The sequence below is a fragment of the Pseudophaeobacter leonis genome, assembly GCF_002087335.1.
Lineage (GTDB): Bacteria > Pseudomonadota > Alphaproteobacteria > Rhodobacterales > Rhodobacteraceae > Pseudophaeobacter > Pseudophaeobacter leonis.
Genome location: NZ_MWVJ01000006.1, coordinates 1 through 19,824 on the forward strand (window position 1 = coordinate 1; position 19,824 = coordinate 19,824).

General features: G+C 59.3%; 12 protein-coding genes, 1 tRNA gene and 3 pseudogenes. 8 read left to right on the forward strand and 8 right to left on the reverse strand.

The window, feature by feature from the left end; genetic code table 11:
• Positions 1-530: 530 nt before the first annotated feature.
• The 3 genes from B4968_RS02415 to B4968_RS25515 all read right to left on the reverse strand — a co-directional run bounded on the left by B4968_RS02415 (position 531) and on the right by B4968_RS25515 (position 4,284).
• Positions 531-2,576: an NADH:flavin oxidoreductase gene (locus B4968_RS02415; protein ID WP_083096297.1), complete on the reverse strand. Its 2,046-nt coding sequence runs from the start codon at positions 2,574-2,576 to the stop codon at positions 531-533.
• Between the two features lie 144 nt (positions 2,577-2,720).
• A complete protein-coding gene (locus tag B4968_RS02420; RefSeq protein ID WP_338153188.1) occupies positions 2,721-3,902 on the reverse strand; it encodes a trimethylamine methyltransferase family protein in 1,182 nt (393 codons plus the stop codon).
• A complete protein-coding gene (locus tag B4968_RS25515; RefSeq protein WP_338153189.1) occupies positions 3,823-4,284 on the reverse strand; it encodes a trimethylamine methyltransferase family protein in 462 nt (153 codons plus the stop codon). The genes B4968_RS02420 and B4968_RS25515 overlap by 80 nt, the downstream gene beginning before the upstream one ends.
• Positions 4,285-4,408: 124 nt before the next feature.
• On the opposite strand from B4968_RS25515, the pseudogene B4968_RS02425 reads away from it, so the two are divergent.
• A pseudogene (locus B4968_RS02425) lies at positions 4,409-5,051 on the forward strand (TetR/AcrR family transcriptional regulator).
• Here the strand turns inward: B4968_RS02425 and B4968_RS02430 are convergent.
• Entirely contained in the window at positions 5,005-5,913 is a 909-nt protein-coding gene (locus B4968_RS02430; RefSeq protein WP_162843558.1) for a LysR family transcriptional regulator, read from the reverse strand. The pseudogene B4968_RS02425 and the gene B4968_RS02430 overlap by 47 nt on opposite strands.
• A 93-nt stretch (positions 5,914-6,006) precedes the next feature.
• On the opposite strand from B4968_RS02430, the gene B4968_RS02435 reads away from it, so the two are divergent.
• Positions 6,007-6,291, forward strand: coding sequence for a DUF1330 domain-containing protein (locus B4968_RS02435; protein ID WP_241525513.1), 285 nt, complete (start codon positions 6,007-6,009; stop codon positions 6,289-6,291).
• 253 nt (positions 6,292-6,544) lie between these two features.
• Here B4968_RS02435 and fdhF read toward each other — a convergent pair.
• The 3 genes and pseudogenes from fdhF to B4968_RS02450 all read right to left on the reverse strand — a co-directional run bounded on the left by fdhF (position 6,545) and on the right by B4968_RS02450 (position 12,010).
• A pseudogene (gene fdhF, locus B4968_RS02440) lies at positions 6,545-9,318 on the reverse strand (formate dehydrogenase subunit alpha).
• A 3-nt stretch (positions 9,319-9,321) separates the two neighbouring features.
• Positions 9,322-11,034, reverse strand: a complete 1,713-nt coding sequence (locus B4968_RS02445) for an NAD(P)H-dependent oxidoreductase subunit E (protein WP_083096300.1) — start codon at positions 11,032-11,034, stop codon at positions 9,322-9,324.
• A gap of 73 nt (positions 11,035-11,107) precedes the next feature.
• Positions 11,108-12,010 (reverse strand): LysR family transcriptional regulator, encoded by a 903-nt coding sequence (locus B4968_RS02450; RefSeq protein ID WP_083096302.1) that lies wholly within the window; start codon positions 12,008-12,010, stop codon positions 11,108-11,110.
• A 628-nt stretch (positions 12,011-12,638) separates the two neighbouring features.
• Between B4968_RS02450 and B4968_RS02455 the strand changes: the two genes are divergently transcribed.
• The 3 genes from B4968_RS02455 to B4968_RS02465 all read left to right on the forward strand — a co-directional run bounded on the left by B4968_RS02455 (position 12,639) and on the right by B4968_RS02465 (position 16,057).
• Positions 12,639-13,208, forward strand: a complete 570-nt coding sequence (locus B4968_RS02455; protein ID WP_083096304.1) for a hypothetical protein — start codon at positions 12,639-12,641, stop codon at positions 13,206-13,208.
• 114 nt (positions 13,209-13,322) lie between these two features.
• Positions 13,323-15,113, forward strand: coding sequence for a methyl-accepting chemotaxis protein (locus tag B4968_RS02460; RefSeq protein WP_338153190.1), 1,791 nt, complete (start codon positions 13,323-13,325; stop codon positions 15,111-15,113).
• 263 nt (positions 15,114-15,376) lie between these two features.
• The gene (locus B4968_RS02465; RefSeq protein ID WP_083096308.1) at positions 15,377-16,057 is read left to right on the forward strand and encodes a DsbA family oxidoreductase; all 681 of its coding nucleotides are present in this window, start codon (positions 15,377-15,379) and stop codon (positions 16,055-16,057) included.
• A gap of 115 nt (positions 16,058-16,172) precedes the next feature.
• On the opposite strand, the pseudogene uvrB reads toward B4968_RS02465, so the two are convergent.
• Positions 16,173-18,432 (reverse strand): annotated as a pseudogene (uvrB, locus tag B4968_RS02470) (excinuclease ABC subunit UvrB).
• Positions 18,433-18,619: 187 nt separating this feature from the next.
• On the opposite strand from uvrB, the gene B4968_RS02475 reads away from it, so the two are divergent.
• From B4968_RS02475 to B4968_RS02485, 3 genes are all read left to right on the forward strand, one after another.
• Positions 18,620-18,931 (forward strand): ETC complex I subunit, encoded by a 312-nt coding sequence (locus B4968_RS02475; protein WP_083096310.1) that lies wholly within the window; start codon positions 18,620-18,622, stop codon positions 18,929-18,931.
• Between the two features lie 6 nt (positions 18,932-18,937).
• Entirely contained in the window at positions 18,938-19,429 is a 492-nt protein-coding gene (locus B4968_RS02480; protein ID WP_083096312.1) for a GNAT family N-acetyltransferase, read from the forward strand.
• A 159-nt stretch (positions 19,430-19,588) separates the two neighbouring features.
• Positions 19,589-19,666 (forward strand) — tRNA-Arg (locus tag B4968_RS02485).
• The last annotated feature ends 158 nt before the right edge of the window (positions 19,667-19,824 follow it).

The following is a 19,824-nucleotide window of genomic DNA, read 5'->3' on the forward strand; positions in this document are numbered from 1 at the left end:
TTAACTCCAAACCTCCGCAAGGCATAAATTACCTTTTCCAAAACTTTCCGCAAAAGATCCGTTATAACGTCATAATATCAATAACTTAGACACCAATTTTTCCAAAGTTCAGGCCCAAAAACAAAGCCCAAAGCCTCACCTACGGGTGATAACACGGGCCACTTTTCGACATTTCAAACTTACCCACAGGGTTACCCACAAAATCACATCCGAATCTGATGAATCGGATGTTGTTCTCACCAGGTCACACGGGTTTTGCACCGAAATCTTTACACCACGCCTCCCTGCAAACGGGGCGGCTAGGTTGCGCGCTCAGCCCGCCAGAGCATTGAGCCCAGGTACAAGCTGATCCCCCATGCCCGCATTTTCCATATGCTTGCGCAAATTTTGGTTATAGCCGCCGGGCGTGTTCAGGGCCTCGATCAGGTCTTGCGCCCCCGCCCCGCAAGACCCCGCATAACGGCCGCAGCAATCGTGCCTGTCCCGATGAAACCCTGTCGCATCTTAGCTACCCTTCATATAATGTGTCTTTATATGTCTTTCATCAGGCGCAACGCGTCATAGATCGCAGCGTGCGTGTTGCGGGCTGCAACCGCGTCCCCGATACGAAACAGCTGAAAGCTGCCGTCCGGATAAGAGACCATTTGCTGAGGCCGCCCCTCAATGAGGGCCTGCTGATCTACTTCGCCACGGTTTGACGCCAGCTCTTTCAGGTCAAAATACAGATCATCCAGCGGCAGGGTACCGTAGTTCACCACCACCTGATCATACTGTGCCTTTGAGGTATGCGCGCTGTAGTCGGTGCCGATTGTGGCCTTCAGCTGATTGCCATCAGGTGTAACCGAAAGCAGGCGGCGGGCGACGGTAAACCTCACATCCTTGTCCTGCAGCGCCCGCATATAGGGCACCAGGTTCATCGCCATGATATCGGGCGCAAAGGTGCGGTCCGGGGTCATCACCTCGACGCGGGCTCCGGCAGCGGCTGCGATTTCTGCCGCCATCACCCCGGGGTGATGGCCGCGTTCGTCATAGATCAGCACGTTTGAGCCGGGCTTTACGTCGCCGGAAATGATATCCCAGCTGGTGACGACATTGGCGGCCTCCTCTGAGGTTTCATGCAGCATTGTATTGGGCAGCCCGCCAGTGGCAACAATCACCACATCGGGATTGAGCGCGGTAACATCCGCCGCCTCGGCCCAGGTGTTAAAGCGGAACTCAACATCACGGGCGGCACACTGCGCCATGCGCCAGTCGATGATCGAGATCATTTCGGCCCGGCGCGGGTTTTGCACCGTCAGGCGGATCTGGCCGCCGGGATCTGCTGCCGCTTCAAACACCGTCACCGCATGGCCGCGCTCAGCCGCGACCCGGGCCGCCTCAAGGCCGCCGGGGCCCGCGCCAATCACCACGACCTTCTTTTTTACATCTGCAGGCGGGATGTCGTGAGGCATCGTCACCTCCCGACCCGTGGCCGCGTTGTGAATGCACAGGGCTTCGCCGGCCTGATAGATGCGGTCGAGACAATAGGTGGCCCCAACGCAGGGGCGAATATCATCTTCGCGCCCCTCGATGATTTTGCGCACCACATGCGGGTCCGCCATATGGGCCCGCGTCATACCCACCATATCCAGCAGCCCAGCCGAAACCGCATGGCGTGCGGTGGCGACATCGGGGATTTTTGAGGCATGAAACACCGGCATACCGGTGGCCGCGCGCACCGAGCCCGCAAAATCCAGATGCGGCGCGCCCTTCATCCCCTGCACCGGAATCATATCCGTCATCGCCGGGTCGGTATGGATGCGGCCACGATTAACGTTGAGAAAATCAACCTGTCCGGTGTCTTTCAGGATCCGGGCAATCTCTACCCCCATCTCTGGGGTGATGCCGCCCGCATGCGCCTCATCCGGGGCAAAGCGCACGCCAAGCACAAAGTCATCCCCCACTCTCGCACGCACAGCGGCAATAATATCGGTGGTCAGCCGCATGCGGTTTTCCAGCAGGTCTTTGCCGTAGGCCCCCTCAAGGTCGTTGGTCAGCGGCGAGATGAACTGATCCAGCAGATGGCCATGGGTCATGATCTCAACCCCGTCCATGCCACCTGCCTGCATGCGTTCAGCGGCATCGGCAAAATCAGAGATGACCCGGGTGATGTCCCAGTCCTCGGCCAGTTTGGGAAAGGCATGATGGGCCGGCTCACGGTGGCGGGTTGAGGAAATCGCAGGCAGCCAGTCGCCTTTGTTCCAATGGGTACGCCGTCCCAGATGGGTGAGCTGGATCATCACCGCCGCGCCGTGCTCATGCACCTGATCGGTCATATTGCGGATCCAGGGCACCACCTCGTCCTTATAGGCGAGGATATTGTTGAAAACGGGCGGACTGTTGCGCGACACCGCCGCCGAGCCTGCGGTCATGGTCAGCGCCACGCCCGCCTTGGCCCGTTCAGCGTGATAGGCCGCATAGCGCTGTTTTGGCATGCCATCTTCGGGATAGGCCGGCTCGTGGCTGGTGGTCATGATCCGATTGCGCAGCGTGAGGTGTTTCAGCTGGTAGGGTTGCAGCAGTGGATCTTTGGACATGGGGTGCTCTTTCCTGGGAACGGGCCTTGGGGACTAGGAACGGGGAGATCAGGGACGGGGAGATCAGGGACGGGGAACGGTTGTTTGAGAGATTGAAGCCGGACTTTTCGCGCAAGTACAGCCCCGGCTAAAAAATATGAGTGGTCAATACCAGGCGTCCGGCGCTGCATCTTTGGCTTTTGTGATGAATTCCCGCAGCGCCTCGTCGGTGCCGGGGTCAATTGCGGGGGCTTCATAGGCAGCCAGTTGCGCCTTCCAGCGGGCATTGGCGCGGGTGGCGGCATCCAGGCCGCCCTTCTCGTCCCAGGTCTCCCAGGGCTGGTGGTCATCCACAGCGCTGTCCCAATAGGCGGTCTGGTAATGGCGCAGCGTGTGCTGGGTGGCGAACAAGTGCTGTCCCGGCCCGCCTTCGGCCAGGGCCTCAAATCCCAGCGTATCCTCATTGACCTCAAAGCCCTTGAGGTAGGCGTGCAGCGCGCCGCAGATATCCGTGTCGAGGATGAATTTCTCGTAGGACATCGACAGCAGACCATCCAAAAAACCCGCCGAGTGCAGGATATAGTTTGCCCCGGACTGCACCGCTGACATCATCGACATCATCGACTGCTGCATCGCCTGCCCGTCTGGCAGCTTTGAGGTGGAAAAATTGCCGGCACAGCGCAGCGGCAGCTTTAAGCGGCGCGCCAGCTGCCCCATGGCCAATGATCCCAATGCGGGCTCAGGAGTGCCAAAGGTGGGCGAGCCTGAGCGCAGCGACATCGAGCTGATAAAAGACGCCAGCACCGCGGGCGCACCGGGCCGCACCAATTGGGTAATCGCGCAAGACACCATGCTTTCAGCCAGGCACTGCGCCAGCGATCCCGCCATGGTCAGCGGCGCCACCGCCCCACCCAACAGAAAGGGCAGGTGGATCGTGCCCTGCCCCGCCGCCGCATAGGTGCGGATGCCTCTGGAGGTCACACCGTCGATCACCAGCGGCGAGGTGGTGTTGAAATTGCCCATGATGACACAGTTTTGCTCGACAAAATCGGCGCCAAACAGAATGCGGCACATCGCGATACTGTCCTCGGCCCGCTCGGGGGCGGTGATGGATCCCAGAAAGGCCCGGTCCGAATAGCGCATATGGGCGTAGACCATGTCGAGATGACGCTTGTTCACCGCCACATCCGTCGGCTCGCAGATGGTGCCGCCTGAGTGGTGCAGATTGGGGCTCATCTGAGCCAGTTTCACGAAATTCTCAAAATCCTCAATGGTGCCGTAGCGCCGCCCATGATCGAGATCCATCACAAAGGGCGAGCCATAAGAGGGCGCCAAAGACCATGGCATCGCCGCCGATCTCGACAGAGTTGGCAGGGTTGCGTGCGACCTGTGTAAACCGCTCCGGTGCGGTTTTCAGGATCTCACGGATCATGCCCGGGGCAAACTTAAGACTCCAGCTGTCTTTGGTCAGATCCGTCACCTGCGCGCCTGCGCCGCGAAACAAGTCAACCACCTCAGGATCGTCGCGAAATTCGACACCAATCTCAGCCATGATCCGTTCGGCCGTCGCCTCGATCTGGCTCAGGCTGTCCTCGGACAGGATGTCATAAGTCGGAATTTTGCGGGAAATGTAAGGCACGCGCAAATACTCGTTCTGTCCCGGCTCTGCCGGGCGGCCCGCGCCGCGACGTACCCGGCGCCCCCGCGCCCTTAGCTGAACTTCACTCATCCTGCGACCTCCCTGGGCAAAACTGCACAACACTGCACAACAGCATCTCGACCCATGTGTCGACAGAATCGCCTTACCTGTCAACAGCATTGCGACTAGCCCATGTCGGTGCTAGGACATCTGCATGAATATGCAGGACAGATCCCGCCCGCCGACCTCAGAAGAGGCCTGGCTCACAGCTGCCTATGACGCGCTGACCGAAAGTGGCGTGGAAGCGGTTAAGATCATGCCTCTGGCCAAAAACCTTGGGGTGTCGCGCACCAGTTTCTACTGGCACTTCAAGGATCGCGAGGCGCTTTTAGAGGCCATAATCAGACATTGGGAAGACAAGAACACCGGCAATCTGGTGGCCCGCACCCAGGCCTATGCTGGCAATGTCTTTGAGGCGATCTTTAACCTGTTCGACTGCTGGCTGGATGAGGCGCTGTTTGATTCACGACTGGATCTGGCGATCCGCAATTGGGCCCGCAACGATGCCGACCTGCAAATCCGCCTGGATAAGGCTGACGCGCGCCGCGAGACCGCGATGGCGCAGATGCTGCACCGCTTTGGCTACGCGCCAGAGACAGCCTTTGGTGCGGGCGCGTACCATGATCTACACCCAGATCGGCTATATCTCGATGCAGATCCATGAACAGGAAGACAGGCGCCTTGCCCTGATGCCAGACTACGTCGAGGTCTTTACCGGCCGCAAACCCGCGCAGGCCGATATTGACCGCTTCATGTCACGCCACCCACGCGCGGTGACGGGTCAGGCAATTCCGTAAACTGGCTGTGATGCTTGCGAAAATAGGCGCGTATCTCGTCCTTCAACAGGCGCGTCTTGTTGGATTGCATGAGGTCACGGTGGCTCAGCACCCAGATCGGCGCATAGTCCTGCGGCGAGATGCCAGCCAAGGGCACCAGATCGGGATGGCTGCGCGCCAGAAAGAGCGGCATTCTGACAGCCCCCATTCCCGCGCGCGCCGCCGCGACCATAGCAGTCATATCGTCAAAGCGACCGCGCACCCGGTAATTCGGGTAGGACGCCAGGGCATGGTCTGGAGGCCTATCATAGCCGCTATAGATCACCCAGTTGAGGCGCGCATCAGGGTCGCGCGCTGCGGCTGCCGCATTCGCCTCTGTGGCGAAACAGGCGTTGCGCTGCCCACACAGGCGATGCCCGACCAGGCTATCCCCCGGAGAGGCGCTGATCCGAAGCGCCAGATCCGCCTCGCGCCGCGCAAGATCCAGAACCTCATTTGTGGCGCGTACCGTCAGCTCGATATCCGGGTATAGCCTGCTGAAATTGGCAATGAGAGGGGCCAAATGGTACTGGATCAACAGCTGTGGCGCGGTCAGGACCAATGGCCCGGCGAGGCTCTGGTCACGTCCCGCCAACTGGCGCATGACCTGATGCTCTTCCGCCTCCATACGGGTGGCTGCCGCTGCCAGATCCCGCGCCTCTTCTGTCGCGCGGTAGCCCTCGGGTCGGCGCTCAAAAAGCGGGCGGCCAAGCATATCCTCAACGCGCTGCACCCGGCGAGCAACAGTGGTATAGGTCACCCCAAGATCCAGGGCAGCGGTGGCCAGCGAGCCACCCCGCACCAGCGCCAGGATCGTGCGCATGTCGTCCCAATTGATCTGCATACAAGCGTTTTTGCATGTCGGACACGAAAATGCATGTGTTTTCTCGCGCAACGTTCTGCCGCATGTGTCTGCTCTCACCTAAAAGGAACAACAATGATGGTATATGCTTACGTAAACCTGATCGTGACCAATCCAGACTCTATGGCCGCCTATCGCAGCAAGGCGGGCGCCGCGCTTACAAAACATGGTGGTAAGGTCTTGGGCGCATCACCAAACCAAACGGTCATCGAAGGCACGCGAGATGAGACAGGTCTGGGAGTCATTCTGGAATTTGCGACAGAAGCAGCCGCACAGGCCTGGATCAACGACCCGGACCTGCAGGAAACCCATGCTCTGCGCCGGGGCGCCGGAACCAGCGCCATCACTTTGTTAGCTTAGGCCGCAAGTGCTCCCGCCCGTCGATCGAGGGTCAAGCCCCTCGTCTCCCGTTGGGCCCAGCGCCGCGCTAAAGCGCGGCGCCAGCCGCTTTGGGAAAACCCAAAGCGGCTATCTCAGCTCAAACCTCATATGAAAAAATTCCCCCACGCACTTTGCCACACGCGCAACCGCGCCGCGCAAAGCGCGGCGCCACGAGAAAAAGCGGTCGCGGACCCCTCGGGTCCGCGACCGTTCTGTTTGGTACACGCGTTCCTTATTGAGCCGCGATGTGCGCTGCCACGGCCTCGACGTTCACTGCCGCGAATTTAAACTCAGGGATTTTCCCATAGGGATCCAAAGCCGGATTGGTCAAAATGTTCGCCGCAGCTTCGACATAGGCGAAGGGCACAAAAACCATATCCTCGGCGATAGCACGATCAGCGCGGGCCATGATGATGATAGAGCCCCGTCGCGTTGACAGACGCACCATCTCGCCCGCCTCAATCCCAAGGGCGCGCAGCGTTTTGGGATGTAGCGAACAATTCGCTTCCGGCTCTACCGCATCCAGAACCAGCGAACGCCGGGTCATTGATCCCGTATGCCAGTGCTCCAGCTGCCGCCCCGTCGTCATGATCATCGGATAGTCCGCATCAGGCGCCTCATCCGGCGCAATCACCGACGCCGGTGTGAAGCGTGCCCGGCCGTCATCGCGCGGAAAGCCATCGCCAAACACAATCGCCTGGCCGGGGTCCGTGGCATGCAGCGACGGATAGGTGATGGTCTCGGTTTCCAGCCGCTCCCAGGTGATATTGTCCAGCGACTTCATGTTGAGCTTCATCTCATCAAAGACTTCGCGCACGTCCTTATAGTCCCAGGGCAGGCCAATGCCCTGCGCCAGCTCGACCGTGATTTTCCAGTCCTCACGTGCCTCACCCGGAGGCGACACAGCAGGGCGCACCCGCTGCACCTGACGGTTGGTATTGGAAACGGTGCCATTCTTTTCATACAGCGCCGAGGCCGGCAGGATGATATCGGCATAATTCGCCGTTTCCGTCAGGAAGATATCCTGCACGATCATCAGATCAAGCTTGGCAAAAGCATCGCGGGCGTGTTCGACATCAGGGTCCGACATCGCCGGGTTTTCCCCCTGAATATACATACCTTTGATATTGCCCGCATAGGCCTGATCCACGATTTCAGTCACCGTCAGGCCCTGCTCGTTCGAGAAGTCGCCACCGCCCCAGATATCGGTAAAGGACCGGCGCACATCATCCGAGGTCACCGACTGATAGTCAGGCAGGAACATCGGCACCAGCCCGGCATCCGACGCACCCTGCACGTTGTTCTGTCCCCGCAGCGGATGCAGGCCCGCGCCCGGCTTGCCGACATTGCCGGTCATTAGCGCCAGTGAGATCAGGCAGCGCGAATTATCGGTGCCGTGGATATGTTGCGAAACCCCCATGCCCCAGAAAATCAAACCCGCATTGGCCTTGGCAAAGAGACGCGCCGTGCGGCGCAGCTGCTCGGGTGACACACCACAGATCTCGGTCATCTTTTCAGGTGAGAAATCTTTCAGGTGCGCCTTCTCGGCTTCCCAGTTTTCGGTACGCTGCGCGATATAGTCAGCGTCATAGAGCTCTTCTTCGACAATCACATGCATGATCGCGTTCAGCATCGACACATCAGCGCCGGGACGGAATTGCAGCATCTCGGTGGCATAGCGCCGCATACCCACGCCGCGTGGGTCCATCACAATCAGCTTGCCACCGCGTTTGGTGAACTGCTTGAAATAGGTCGCCGCCACCGGATGGTTCTCGATCGGGTTCGCCCCGATTATAATCGCCACATCTGCGTTCACAATCTCGTTGAAGGTGGCCGTCACCGCCCCCGAGCCAACGTTTTCGATCAGCGCCGTCACCGACGAGGCATGACACAGCCGGGTGCAGTGGTCGACGTTGTTGTGCTTGAAGCCCTGGCGGATGAATTTTTGAAAAAGATACGCCTCTTCATTGGTACATTTGGCCGAGCCAAAGCCCGCAACCGCGCGCGGATCCTCGTCGCGCAGCGCTTTCAGGCGACTGCCTGCCAGCTGCATCGCCTCGTCCCAGGAGGCTTCGCGGAAATGCGTCAGCAGGTGCCGGGATCCACGTTCAGCCCCTTGGCAGGTGCGTCACCGCGACGGATCAGCGGTTTGGTCAGGCGGTGCTCATGGTGGATATAGTCAAAGCCAAAGCGGCCCTTGACGCACAAACGCCCCTCGTTTGCCGGGCCATTGATGCCCTCAACATATTTGACCTTGCCCGCCTTGACCTTGAGCGAGACCTTGCAGCCCACGCCGCAAAACGGGCAGACGCTTTCGGTCTCACTGTCAAAATCAGAGCTGTCGCCGATCTGATTATCATCCACCACAGTCGCAGGCATCAGCGCCCCTGTGGGGCAGGCCTGCACGCATTCGCCACAGGCGACACAGGATGAGCCCCCCATGGGGTCTGCGATATCAAAGGTCGGAAAGGCATCATGGCCACGCCCGGCCATGCCGATCACATCATTGACCTGTACTTCGCGACAGGCGCGCACGCAGAGACCACAGGAAATGCAGGCGTCCAGATTGACCGACATCGCCACATGGCTGTCGTCCAGCAGCGGAATACGGCCCGCGTCCATCTTGGGAAGGCGCTCCTCTGAAACCCCTTCCAGATCCGCCATATCCCACAGGTGGCTGGACTTATCATGTGCCACATCCGGTTTTGGCTGATCAGCAACCAGCAGCTCCATCACCATCTTACGGGCATTTTCAGCACGGGCGTTGTTGGTCGTCACCACCATGCCAGCTGAGGGTTCGCGAATGCAGGAGGCCGCCAGCGTGCGCTCGCCTTCGATCTCGACCATACAGGCGCGGCAGTTGCCGTCAGGGCGATAGCCCGGCTGCGGCTTGTGACACAGATGCGGGATTTTCAAACCGCGGCCATTGGCGACTTCCCAGATGGTGAGGCCCGCCTCGGCGATGACCGTTTCGCCATCAAGGGTAAAGGTGCTTTCAGTGCTCATGGCTTACACCTCGTCCGGGAAATGTTTCATGGTCAGGCGGATCGGGTTCGGCGCTGCCTGACCAAGGCCGCAGATCGAGGTGTCGACCATGGCAGCGCTCAGCTCTTCCAGCAGGCCCTGATCCCACTTTTCTTCGCTCATCAGTTTGACGGCCTTTTCACAGCCCACCCGGCAGGGCGTGCACTGACCACAGCTCTCGTCTTCAAAGAAGCGCAGCATATTGAGCGCCGCATCGCGGGCGGAATCCTGATCAGACAGCACCACCACGGCAGCAGAGCCAATAAAGGTGCCATGCGGTTGCAGCGTGTCAAAATCCAATGGCACATCATGCATCGTCGCAGGCAGCAGACCCGAGGACGGCCCCCCCGGCTGGTAGGCCTTGAAACTGTGGCCCTCAAGCATGCCACCGCAGGCCGCAATGATATCGGTGATGGTCGAGCCCGCAGGCAGCAGGTGCACACCGGGGTTTTGCACCTGCCCTGACACGGAATAGCTGCGCAGCCCCTTGCGGCCATTCTTTTCAACCGTGTTCAGACACTCCGGCCCTTCGCGGTTGATCCTGCAGATCCACAGCAGGGTCTCAACATTATGCACCAGCGTGGGCCGGCCAAAGATGCCCACCTGCGCCACAAAGGGCGGACGGTGACGCGGCTCACCACGTTTGCCCTCAATACTCTCGATCATGGCGCTTTCTTCACCGCATATATAGGCGCCAGCGCCGCGGCGCAGATCAATATAGCCCGGCTCAACGATGCCGGCCTCTTCCAGTGCCCTGATCTCGGTTGCGAGAATATGCAGCACCGCCGGGTATTCGTCGCGCATGTAGATAAAGGCCTTTTCGGCCTCGACCGCCCAGGCCGCCATCAGCATGCCTTCAAGGAAGAGATGTGGCGTGCGTTCCAGATAGTAGCGATCCTTGAAGGTGCCCGGCTCGCCCTCGTCGCCATTTACGGCGAGGTAACGCGGACCAGCATTGGCCCCCACAAAGCCCCATTTGGTGCCCGAAGGAAAACCAGCGCCGCCAAGACCGCGCAGCCCGGCCTCTTTGATCCTGGCCTGAACCGCCTCCCAGTCGCCATTGGAGCGCAGTTCCCTGAGGCTCGCATAGCCACCTGCGGCCTCATAGGCGGCAAAGCCCTCATAATCCGGGATGTGAACATGGGTGTCATCCGCCGCAATCGCCGCCAGAACCTTTTCCGGAGTGGCGTGGTCGATGTGGTTGTGGCCGATTTCCAGCACAGGTGCGGTGTCACAGCGGCCCATGCAGGGCGCGCGCAGGATACGGACCTGGGCGCTGTCCACACCTGCCTCAAGCGCGGATTTCAACTGCTGGGCCCCGGCCATCTCGCAGGACAGGGAATCGCAGACCCGGATGGTCAGGGCGGGTGGTGGCACCTCGCCTTCGCGCACAACATCAAAATGGGCGTAAAAACTGGCGACCTCATAATTCTCGGCCTGGCCAGTGTGCAGCTCTTCTGCCAGCGCGCGCAGATGCGCAGCACTCAGATGGCCATAGGCATCCTGAATAAGGTGCAAAAACTCGATCAGCATGTCCCGGCTGCGCGGCCGCTCGCCAAGAAGGTCAAGAACCTCGCTATGCGCCTGATAATCCAACTGACGGCCCTTGGGAGTTTTACGCCCCTTGCCTTTGCCGGATTTCCATACGCCTTTGCTATTGTCCAATGGTGCCAAGATGACCTCCGAAGTGTCGCACATGCCTGTCCAGTCGGCATGCCATCAGGAAATCATATCGTCAAAATCAATATACGAAATGCACAATAACGAAAGCTTATCGCACAAACGCGGCAACAACGCGACGCAGAGAGGCAACCGTGGTCAGTTCAGGTGTGCGCTGCAGAGAGGCAAGGCAGATGGGGCGCGCCTGTGAGACGGCCTCGTCCAGATTACTGGGCAAAGCCAGAGCCCGTGTGCCACTGATCTCTCCCAGCGCATCCGCCAGCGCCCGCGGCAGGATCGTCGCCACCGCCCCTTCGCGGGCCATGATCATTGCGGACATAAAGCCATTGGATTCCGACATGACATCTGGCCTCAGGTCCAGCTCGGCAAAAACCCGGTCAAGAATGCGCCGGTTCTGCATGCCCGGCTCCAGCAGGCTCAGTGGCAGCATTGCCGCCTCCTGCCAGCTGATACTGTCACCCTGCTCCGCCACCATGGCTTCGGGGGCAAGCAACACATAGCTCTCTTCATAGAGGTCCATAATCGTGATCAGCCCGGGCGGCACGCTGTCCGCATAGGTCACACCCGCGTCAATCGTGCCATCAAGCAGGCGCTGCTGGATCGCCATTGAGGTGGTGACATCTATCTGGACCAGCACCCGTGGGTGCACCTCATGCAACCGATTGACCACCTGGGCCGCAAAGGCCGTGGCCGTGGGCACCACGCCCAGAACCAGGGTGCCCGTGACCTCGCCGCGCGAGGCGGCAATCTCCTGATCCAGCGCTTTGGCATCATCCAGAATACTGCGGGCCCGGCGCACAATCATCTCACCCTCGCCGGTGAGACCCTGATAGCGGTTGCCCCGGCGCACGATCGACAGCCCCAGTTTCTCCTCCAGATTACGAATCCGCATGGAAAAGGCCGGCTGCGACATGCCGCAGTCTTTGGCGGCCTTGGCAAAATGCTGGTGCCGCGCCAGAGCGGTCAGCAGCTGAAGATCTCTGAGTTCAATCATGCGGCAACCATACGGGGGCCAGGCCACAAGACGCAATCAGAGCTGTGCAAAAAACCGGGGCCCTTTACGGGCGGTCTTTACGGGTGGCCTGTGCGGGTTGCCTGGGCGGGTTGCCTGTGCGTGCGCATTGGCTTTGCTGCCCCTGTATGCCAGTCAGCATGCCTGTCAGCATGCCAGTCAGCCGGTCCCGGATGCCGCAGGAGCCTGCCCGCACGCCGCCACCCCTGTACAAAGCGCCTGTGCGAATCAACCCCTTTGACTTTAGCCACACATTCCCTACTCAACCCTTGACTGTCTCCAGCTTCCAAAGCGACCCCTCCATTCCGGCTCTGCTACACGCACACAAAAGGGGCGAAAAGTGGAATTCCGTCTAAAAAACAGGCGCATTCTTTAGCCTGTCCAAAAACCCTGAAGCCAGCTCCGCAAGTCACAAAAATGTTACATAACAAGATATTGCCACGATTTCGCCCCCAATACAGCAGGGGATCAGTGGGCAGAAGGCGACCCTTTTGACCCGGTTATGAAACACGGGCGGCGCGCCCTTTGTGACGGGTTAAGCCCTCGGTAAGCCTGAAAATGTACACTTGGTCCACCCTGTACACAGACGGATAATGCTGAGGAGCATCAGATGCGCATCGTAACAATTGCTACACTTTTTTCTCTTGCCGCCCTGCCTGCAATGGCAACGGACTACCAGGCTGCTATGCACAGCTACCTGGAAAACAATATTCGCAGCTGGGCGCAGTCGCCTGTCCTGGTCGAAGCCATCGCCACGCAAAACAGCGAAACCCAGGGGCTTGATCAAGCCGCCGTTGACGCGCTGGACACCAAATGGCGCGCAGAAGTTGGCAGCGGTGCAACTCCGACTATCGACGACGTCCTGCAAAATGCTGCAGCAGATTTTCTGCGGGCCCAAATCAATGAATCTGGCGGCCGGATCACCGAAGTCTTTATCATGGACGCCCAGGGTCTGAATGTCGCGTCGTCTGGTGTCACCTCAGATATGTGGCAGGGCGATGAGGCCAAATTTCAACAAACATACAGTGTTGGCGCCGATGCAAGCCATTTTGGCGATGTGGAACTGGATGAATCCAGCCGCCGCTATCAGGCCCAGATTTCTTTGACCATTGTCGACGCCGCTTCTGGTGCCGCGATTGGCGCAATGACCGTTGGCATCGACGCCGAAGCCTTGATGTAAGTTCCCCTCCACTGCAACACACCCGCATTCAACAACCAGATAGGTACTAAAATGAAAGCTCGCATCCCCGCGATCCCCCTATTCAAAGGCTTGTCAGTCTTCATGAAGTGCTGCTTGCTGATTGCTGCAACCACGCTGGTTGTGTCCGCAGCGATGACTGTCAGAAATGACCTTACCTTTGAGGCCGCTGTCGAGAAAGGCGTGCGGACTCTGGGCAATGGCGTCACAATTACCGTGGCCGCAGGCAGCGGTGGCGCCATTCGCTTTGGCGATGCCGACCGTCTTTCTGCAGATATAGCCAAGATTTTGGACCTGTCTGATGGGCGTGCCGTGTTTGGTATCGCTGTGAACAAAGATGGCAAACTCATTGCCTCGGCAGGCGAGGCCAGCGAGACCGATCTGGCTGCTCTTGTCGAGTTTGGGACCGCCGCTGCACAGTCCGGGAACATGGAAACCAGCGCAGATGGCTACTTCATTGCGGCCCCTGCAACCGCTGGTGCGGACGGCAGTGTTGTGGTCGGATCTGTCGCGATGATCTGGTCTCCGGAACGGGCCTTTGCCGAGGCCGCTCCAGAGCAAATGCTTACCCATGTGCTTGCTGCCGCGGCTTTTGTTATCATGTGCCTGCTCTCGGCCTTTGCCCTGCGCTCGATCCTGTCACGCCCCCTGAAAGCAGTCGGCGACTCGATCAATGTCATCGCTGATGGCGACTACACCCAGGCTGTTCCGCTGTTGGACCGGCGTGACGAAATGGGCGCCATCGCCCGCAATGTCGACAACCTGAAAACACTGCTGACTGCGGCTCAGGCCGTCGAGGAAGAACGTCAGGCAGACCAGGAAACCCAGAAACAGGTTGTGGAACGGTTGAACCAGGCCCTGCGGCATTTGTCTGACGGGGACCTGACGCAGTCGATCAAAACCCCCTTCAAGGGCGAATACGAAAGCCTGCGGACAAACTACAACGCCACCATCTCGACCTTGGTGAACATCATGAATGCAGTGGTGGAAAGCACCACCCGCATTCGCGCCAGCGCCGAAGAGATCAGCCAGTCTTCCAGCGATCTGTCGCAGCGCACGGAAAGCCAGGCCGCTACCCTGGAAGAGACCGCCGCCGCAATGGAACAGCTGACTGTCAGCGTGCAGTCTGCAGCGGACGGCGCCAAAGAAGACGAGGGCATCGTTGTCGAAGCCCAAAACGGTGCCAAGCAAAGTGGCCAGGTGGTCACCGATGCGGTGAACGCAATGTCCCAGATCGAAAGTTCCTCCAACCAGATCTCGCAGATCATCTCGGTGATCGATGACATCTCGTTCCAGACGAACCTTCTGGCGCTGAATGCAGGGGTAGAAGCGGCACGAGCAGGCGAGGCCGGACGCGGATTTGCCGTGGTTGCCTCCGAGGTTCGCGCCCTGGCGCAACGCTCCTCTGATGCGGCACAGGAAATCAAACTGCTGATCTCTGAAAGCTCGCAGCATGTATCCAAGGGCGTCGATCTGGTCGGCAAGGCCGGCCATGAGCTGGAGAGCATTATTGAGCGGGTTGGCACCATTTCAAACCATGTCGCAGAGATCGCGAAAGGGGCCAACGAGCAGTCGACCACATTGCTCGAAATCAACACCGGCGTATCCCAGCTGGATCATGTGACCCAGCACAATGCCGCAATGGTCGAAGAAAGCACGGCCGCCAGCCAAATCCTGCGCAATGATGCCAGCGAGTTGGCCAATCAGGTCTCGGTCTTCAAGACAAGCGAGGGCGGAACCGCCTCTGCCACAGCCTTTTCAAAGGCCTCCGGCCCGGCACCAGCTCCTTCAGCACATGCTGAATTCCACGAACCCGAGGATGACTTTTTCGCGGATGAGCCGAGCGAGTCCGCCCTGCCTAAAGCCGCAGGCTGGGACGACTTTTAGCACCACACATTCAATTCAATACTGCGCCGCGCTGCCCATATCGGGTGGCGCGGTTTGCTTTTGGCCCTCTCGGTCACAACAAACAGCCACAGACAGAGGCTGACCACTGACGGCTTAGAAATTACCAGATTGCGCACAGGAGCTGCGCTGTGGCACAGGCTTTGCCGCGTGGCACGGGCGCACAAAGGTTGAGCCCAGCTGCAGGCATTGCTAAAAAAGGTCAACCAGACAAGCCTTTGGTTGCCTCGCGAAAGGACCTCCCCATGCGCATTCAAGACAACTCCCCGCTGGACACAAACACCAAAAGCCCTCTTCGCATCGACATCGTCTCTGATGTCATGTGCCCCTGGTGCATCATCGGCTACCGCCAGCTCGCCACCGCCCTGGAGGCAACCGAGACGGACTATGAACTCCACTGGCATCCGTTTGAGCTCAACCCCGAGATGCCCGCCGAGGGGCAGAACATGCGCGAGCATATCGTTGAGAAATACGGCGCCACGCCGGAGCAGTCGGAACAAAACCGCAATCAGATGACGGCATTGGGAGAGCAGCTGGGGTTTGAATTCCGCTTTGGCCCCGAGATGCGGATGCACAATACCTTTGACACCCATCAGCTGCTGCAGTGGGCCGAAACTCTGGGGCGGATGGATGATCTGAAACAGGCACTCTTTACCGCCCATTTCACCCATCAGCGTGACCTCTCGGACCGGGACGTTCTGGCTGAGATCGCTGGCGAAATCGGACTGGATAAAGACGACGCACAGGCTGTGTTGCAGGACCAGCGTTTTGCCGGTGCAGTGCGCGAGGCGCAGCAGTTCTGGCGCAGTCAAGGCATTCAGGGGGTTCCTGCGGTGATCTTTGACCAAAAGCATCTGGTGAGCGGCGCGCAGGGCGTTGAGAACTTCACCAGCATTCTGGGTCAGCTGGCGAAATTGCAGGACTGACCTCTCCGACGTTAAAAACAATACGCCGCACAGAAGACACCCCTGCGGCGTGACCAAACTGCGGGCCGGCCCAGACCCGCTGTTTGGTCGCGCCGGCCCGCGCCAGGATTTGGCGCTATGAGAACTTCTTTTGCGACTTTCCCCGGTAGGCCCGCGTTCCGGCCTTGCCGGCACTTGAGCGGCCTCGGGATTTCACCGCCGCCTCCGAGGCCTTTTCCACCGCATATTGCCGTGCCATCGGGTCGTCTGACACTGCCAGATCCACCGCCTCCAGGCGTTTGACCTCGTCGCGCAGGCGGGCGGCTTCCTCAAATTCGAGGTTTTCCGCCGCCTTGCGCATCTCGTCGCGCAACCCGTTCAGATGCGCCTCAAGATTGGCCCCATGCATCGGCTTGTCGATGCTGGCAGTGACGCGGCTCATATCCACATCGCCCTGATAGAGCCCGGCCAAAACATCCTCGACGTTCTTTTTCACCGTCGACGGCGTGATGCCGTGTTCAAGATTATAGGCCTTTTGCTTTTCGCGGCGGCGATCGGTTTCACCAATGGCGCGCTCCATCGAGCCGGTGATCCTGTCGGCATACATGATGACTCGGCCCTCGGCATTCCGGGCCGCCCGGCCAATGGTCTGCACCAGCGAGGTCTCGGAGCGCAAGAAACCCTCCTTGTCGGCGTCGAGAATGGCAACCAGACCACATTCGGGAATATCCAGCCCTTCGCGCAAGCAGGTTGATACCGATCAGCACATCAAAGGCGCCGAGCCGCAGATCGCGCAGGATCTCAATGCGCTCCAGCGTGTCGATGTCGGAATGCATATAGCGCACCTTGATGCCCTGTTCATGCAGGTATTCCGTGAGATCCTCGGCCATGCGTTTGGTCAGCGTGGTCACAAGCGTGCGCATATCCTGGGCGGTGACCTTGCGGATTTCATCCAGCAAATCATCGACCTGCATCTGCACCGGGCGGATCTCGATCACTGGCTCCAACAACCCGGTGGGGCGGATCACCTGCTCGGTAAAGACACCGCCAGCCTGCTCCAGCTCCCAGGCCGAGGGCGTGGCGGAGACAAAGACCGACTGCGGCCGCATGGCGTCCCATTCCTCGAACTTCAGCGGCCGGTTGTCCATGCAGGACGGCAGGCGAAAGCCATGTTCGGCCAGGGTGGATTTGCGCCGAAAGTCACCTTTGTACATGCCACCGATCTGCGGCACCGAGACATGGCTTTCATCAGCAAAAACAATCGCATTGTCGGGGATAAATTCAAACAATGTCGGGGGCGGCTCACCGGGGGCGCGCCCGGTCAGATAGCGTGAGTAGTTCTCGATACCGTTGCAATAGCCGGTGGCTTCCAGCATCTCGATGTCGAAATTACAGCGCTGCTCCAGCCGCTGTGCCTCAAGCAGTTTTCCCTCGCTCACGAACTGATCCAGCCGCTTGCGCAGCTCTTCCTTGATCGAGATCACCGCCTGGGTCAACGTCGGCTTTGGCGTCACATAGTGGGAATTCGCATAGACGCGGATCTGGTCAAACGCGCCGGTGCGCTCACCGGTCAGGGGGTCAAATTCCGTAATACTCTCAAGCTCTTCGCCAAAGAATGACAGTTTCCAGGCGCGATCCTCAAGGTGGGCGGGAAAGATCTCGAGCGTGTCGCCCCGCACCCGGAACGAGCCGCGCTGAAAGGCCTGATCGTTACGTTTGTACTGCTGGCCCACAAGATCTGTCATGATCTGGCGCTGGTCGTAGTTTTCGCCAACCTTCAGATCCTGCTTCATCGCCGAATAGGTCTCAACCGAGCCGATACCGTAAATGCAGGACACCGAGGCGATGATGATCACATCGTCGCGCTCAAGCAGGGAGCGGGTGGCCGAGTGGCGCATCCGGTCGATCTGCTCGTTGATCTGGCTTTCTTTCTCGATAAATGTGTCAGAGCGCGCCACATAGGCTTCGGGCTGGTAGTAGTCATAAAACGAGACAAAATACTCGACCGAATTGTCCGGAAAGAAGCCCTTGAATTCGCCATAAAGCTGCGCCGCCAGGGTTTTGTTGGGGGCCAGAATGATGGCCGGGCGCTGGGTCTCTGCGATCACCTTGGCCATGGTAAAGGTCTTACCAGTGCCTGTGGCCCCAAGCAAAACCTGATTGCGTTCGCCCTCGTTCACCCCCTGGCTGAGTTCCGCAATCGCGGTGGGCTGATCCCCCGCCGGAGAGAACTCGGTCTGCATGACAAAGGCCTTGCCGCCCTCCAGTTTGGGCCGCTGCACAGGATCACGGTCAGCCATGCGCACAGGGCCCATGTCAGGCTGCGTCTCTGGTGCCGCTTCAGCCCCGGCCTGGGTAAGTTTGGCTTCGGATTTGTCTGAATGGGCGTAGGGCATTCGGCTCTCCTGTGAGTCGTGCTAATTTTGGTCTGTTTTTGTTCTTGTTCAAGGGGCATTCGTACGGTTTCAGGAGCTGGATCTGTTGCAGCCCTGCAAAACCTGTTGAATGCGCTGGATTTGTCACCTTGTGGCACAGGGGCAATCGGCGCATATATAGGACACGTCGAGTCACGAGGAGAGCCCCATGCGAGCGCGGATTTACCGGCCAGCCCGAAACGCCATGACTTCTGGAATGGGCAAGACCCGCAAATGGGTTTTGGACTACGCTCAGGCCAGCGCGCGTGAAGTGGACCCTCTGATGGGCTGGACCTCGTCTTCTGATACCCAAAGCCAGGTCCGCCTGCGTTTTGAGAGCAAAGAAGCCGCATTGGAATATGCGCAGGATCACGGCATTGACGCCGAAGTGGTTGAGCCAAAGCCGCGCAAAGCCAATCTGCGCCACGGTGGCTATGGCGAGAATTTCGCCACCAACCGGCGCGTGCCCTGGACCCATTGAGGCAAATTGAGCCAAACTGCCGCAATAGAAATCCGCGCGGCGGACCCCGCCTGCCCTACGATTGCGCCTCTGATTGAGGCCAGTCAGGAGCACGGCGCAGATCAGAGCACCGCAGACAGCGATCACACCTTAGGTGTTGCGGAGCTATGCAAACCCGGCGTGCTGTTTTTTGCGGCCTATCAGGGTGAGCAGCCCCTGGGATGCGGCGCGATAAAAACCCTGCGAGACGGCAGCGCCGAAGTGAAATCCGTCTTTGTTAGCACGCAGGCGCGCGGACAGGGGCTGGCCCGCCAGATAATGGACCACCTGGCAGCGGTCGCTGGCGCAAAAGGGTTTGCGGCCCTGGTTCTGGAAACGGGATCGCCACTCTGCCCGGGCTATGACGCCGCACGCAGCCTCTATGAGAGACTGGGGTATCAGTACTGCCCGCCCTTTGAAGGCTACAAAACAGACCCGCTGAGCGTCTTCATGCGCCTCCCCCTGACGCCCGCCACCTAAACCCGAGACGGCACCGGAACCGGGGCCAGGGGCCGCCGCGCCCAATAGGCCAGCCTGCACCGGGTCCTGCATTTGGCCAATCTGCAAAGAGTTTCAAAACTGCGGCTTCACCCCGTTGACAAACCTTGAGCTGTATTGGAAACGTGAGGGTGAGAATGCGGGCCGTTAGCTCAGCTGGATTAGAGCAGGGAACTTCTAATTCTCAGGTCGGGGGTTCGAGTCCTCCACGGCTCGCCATTCCTCCCCATTATCCTTGTTCTTTCATGAGCTTATAGATGGCATTGGCGAACTTCCCCGTTAGGTCCGTCACCTTTTTGCTGCCATTTGGGCGCGCGATCAGCGTTTCCCTTGCAGAATTTGCCAACGCTTCGCGACCTGCTGCTTCTGTGTAGGGG

Coding starts and splice junctions, on each gene's coding strand:
- B4968_RS02415 (WP_083096297.1), bottom strand. CDS start 2,576: ATGTCCAAAGATCCACTGCTGCAACCCTACCAGCTGAAACACCTCACG.
- B4968_RS02420 (WP_338153188.1), bottom strand. CDS start 3,902: ATGCCATGGTCTTTGGCGCCCTCTTATGGCTCGCCCTTTGTGATGGAT.
- B4968_RS25515 (WP_338153189.1), bottom strand. CDS start 4,284: ATGAGTGAAGTTCAGCTAAGGGCGCGGGGGCGCCGGGTACGTCGCGGC.
- B4968_RS02430 (WP_162843558.1), bottom strand. CDS start 5,913: ATGCAGATCAATTGGGACGACATGCGCACGATCCTGGCGCTGGTGCGG.
- B4968_RS02435 (WP_241525513.1), top strand. CDS start 6,007: ATGATGGTATATGCTTACGTAAACCTGATCGTGACCAATCCAGACTCT.
- B4968_RS02445 (WP_083096300.1), bottom strand. CDS start 11,034: ATGTGCGACACTTCGGAGGTCATCTTGGCACCATTGGACAATAGCAAA.
- B4968_RS02450 (WP_083096302.1), bottom strand. CDS start 12,010: ATGATTGAACTCAGAGATCTTCAGCTGCTGACCGCTCTGGCGCGGCAC.
- B4968_RS02455 (WP_083096304.1), top strand. CDS start 12,639: ATGCGCATCGTAACAATTGCTACACTTTTTTCTCTTGCCGCCCTGCCT.
- B4968_RS02465 (WP_083096308.1), top strand. CDS start 15,377: ATGCGCATTCAAGACAACTCCCCGCTGGACACAAACACCAAAAGCCCT.
- B4968_RS02475 (WP_083096310.1), top strand. CDS start 18,620: ATGCGAGCGCGGATTTACCGGCCAGCCCGAAACGCCATGACTTCTGGA.